Source organism: Blautia sp. HCN-1074 (assembly GCF_037890165.1).
In the GTDB taxonomy this organism is placed as follows: domain Bacteria; phylum Bacillota; class Clostridia; order Lachnospirales; family Lachnospiraceae; genus Blautia_A.
In genome coordinates, this window is record NZ_JBBKBP010000046.1 from 1 (window position 1) to 2,925 (window position 2,925).

Annotated in this window: 2 protein-coding genes; both read right to left on the reverse strand. The window is 45.2% G+C overall.

Features of this window, described 5'->3' with window-relative positions:
- The coding region (locus WKT11_RS19595) for a CD3337/EF1877 family mobilome membrane protein (protein WP_340285744.1) at positions 1 to 1,663 on the reverse strand (1,663 nt) is incomplete at its 3' end.
- A partial coding sequence (locus WKT11_RS19600; RefSeq protein WP_340285747.1) for an ATP-binding protein occupies positions 1,663 to 2,925 on the reverse strand: 1,263 nt, incomplete at its 5' end. The genes WKT11_RS19600 and WKT11_RS19595, both read right to left, overlap by 1 nt.

The following is a 2,925-nucleotide window of genomic DNA, read 5'->3' on the forward strand; positions in this document are numbered from 1 at the left end:
CCTTTGCGGAATACACCGCATAAGCGGTCTGTGTCGGCATATCCTTGATATTCTCTTTGACAGCGTTTGCCTTGTCTTTCACTTTATTTTTCGTATCTAAAACAGCACCGACTTTTGAACCTGCACGCTGTCCCATGCTGGAAGTGGTATTGCCCCGATTTTCTTTAGAAGCCGTATTTTTTCTTTCGGCTCTCTTGCCAGCAACGGCACTTCCAGCCACCGCACCAGCTACACCGCCCGAAATACCGCCAGCACTTACCGCCCTTGCAATACGGTGTTCCATACGCCTAGCCCGATGTCGCATAAACAGATACGGTCTGCGGAATATGCGTCGTCCCATGCTTTGACTGTCGCCAGCATTAAGTGAGAACATACTCATTAAGTCGCCCAGCTTCATGTAGATACCAGCGAAACATACTATCTGCAAGAACGCCACCATAAAGAATGGGTAGTCTGTGGAAATGTTGTAAAACATACTGGAAATACTAAATGCCACCGTTACAATGAGCGTTATTCCTGCCCGTGTCATTATGGTATTAAATACTCTCACGATTGCCTGCTTTGCCATGCTTTCATAGCTCGGTATCATGGAAAGTAAAAAACTGATAGGTAAAAACATTGCAAAGATAATAAAAAGTATCTGGCTGAACAACATCATGCCCGTAAGCAAGAATACAAATATCGTGATACCCAAGTTAAAGAACAAGAGGAAGAACACCATACCCAAACGGTTCACGACCTGCGGTATTGTCAGATTGTTATTGTCGTTGTCCTCGATTTCTGTTTTCACGACTTCCTCTCTGGTTTTCCCGTCCTCGTCCTCTGGACTTGCCGATACGAGAGCTTCTACACGGTCTGTCCCGATTTCTTCTGCGTTGCTGTTCCCGAATTGAAGCAAGAGCCACGGCTGTTCCACTTGAATAGAAAATAGGCTGTCCCGTATCAAGTCCACGCTGTCCTTACCCTCGCTGTCGGAGTTAGGGAGCATGATTTTTGTTCCCAAATCCAAAGAAGCGGTACTGATGTCTGATGAAAATTCATTTATCTTCTTGATATAGTCGGGAGCATAAGCAATAAATGAAGCGGACAGCACGAACACCACCACAAAGTTGATAACAGCGTGAAGTGCTTTGCTGGTTTCCCGTTTTATCAGTCCCGTATAAGCAACGTACATTCCCACCACTAAGATAATGAGAAGCAGGAAACCAACATAGAAGCCCGTAGAAGAAAAGCCGTTCTCGGTAACGCCTGCAAGGGTCTGTATGCTCTTTCCGATACTGTCTGCCATATCATTGATGAAGTCCAGCTTATAGGCTTCCTGCACCACATAGCCCGTTGCATTACTCAAATACAAACTGATAGTCCAGACAAAGTTGGTAATGCAGTACAGCCCGTATTGTACCGATTTTCCGATACCGTCGAGCCAGTTCCACGGAAGCCACGACCAGCTATTATCGACGAAAAAATCAAGCTGGTAGTTGGAAAGGGGATATTTTGAATAAAGATTTTCTGCGTTTATGGTATCGTCTACAAGCCCCGTCGCATGAGCCACCGTCCCCAAAAGTGAAAGCAGGATAAGGGAGAGTGCCACCACGAACAGAGCCATTTTGAGAAAGTGGAAAATCTTCTTTTTTGTGAACACACCTTTTATCCTTTCTTTCATCACTCCACCTCATTTCTCTGTACGGGCGGTCTGGTATCAAAGGCGTGTAGCAGTTCTTCAAAGACTGGGTGTATCTGCACCACACCGACACGCCCGTATAAGTCCTGCAATAAGCATTGTCCGTTCTCCAAATCACGCAAGCGTTTCTGGTTGTTCTCATCGTCCTTGTCGATACCGAAAAACTCTAAGGTCTGCTTTATCTCGTTTATATCCGTGCTTCTAAATGCAAACTTTAAGCCGATATTGTTTTTCAGACTTTCCTTTGACACGTCATAGGCAGACTGGGTAACGAAATAAACGCCTGCCTGCATAGCTCGCCCAGCACGAACCAGCTTATTTGATAAGGTTTCTCCTTGTGCCACATTTAAGAACGCCCACGCTTCGTCTAAATCGACAATCTTAAAAATGCTTCTGTCCGAATGGATAAAATCAAGGGCAAAGGTACTAATCACAATCAGCATAGACACAGACAACAATTCAATGGTCGTGTATTCTTCAAAAGTGGTATCTTTATCTGGCAGTACAAGGTCGGCTACTTGAATGATATTGAGCTGATTATCCAGACTGATAGCATTTTCTACCGTACCGTCTGAAAACAGCAGGTGTGCAAAGTCGTAGTCCGTGAAGCTGTCGATATGGTCTGCGATATTTCTTGATATGGGCGTATCTTCACGGCGTAGCTCGTCTATCACATGGAGCAAGCCCCGACTGTCGCTCTGGGTAACGGAGCGTACTGCCTTACGAAGTACGGGGAATTTTTCGCCGTCCCTTGAAGAAATACCCGTAAGGAATGTTAAGATGTCGATTGCCAGACTTTCAGCGTCTTTTACATTCTTCATAATCACAAACGGGTCAAGAAGCCCTGCATTGTCCTTATCGCTGGTAAGATTTACGATATTGATTTCATGTGCAATCTCTGGGAGCGTTTCTTTCCAGTTACCACGCTCACTTTTAGGGTCTAACAGAAGTGCTTGACCGCCAAACAGCACCGCATAATATACCAGAAGATTGTTACAGAACGATTTCCCACCGCCAAGCGAACCGACAAAAGCAGACGCTAAAGCGTTGGTAACTGTACCTTTTACACCTTGACTGGCAAGGGACGGTTGCAGGTACACATTTCTTCCCGTATCAACAGAATAGCCCATATAGATACCCGTAGTTTCTCCTAACTGCTGTGTCGCACCAAAGCCAAGCCCAGCTAAAAAATCTGATTTTACATACTGCACATAGTCATTGATATATCGCTTGCTGGCTGGTAA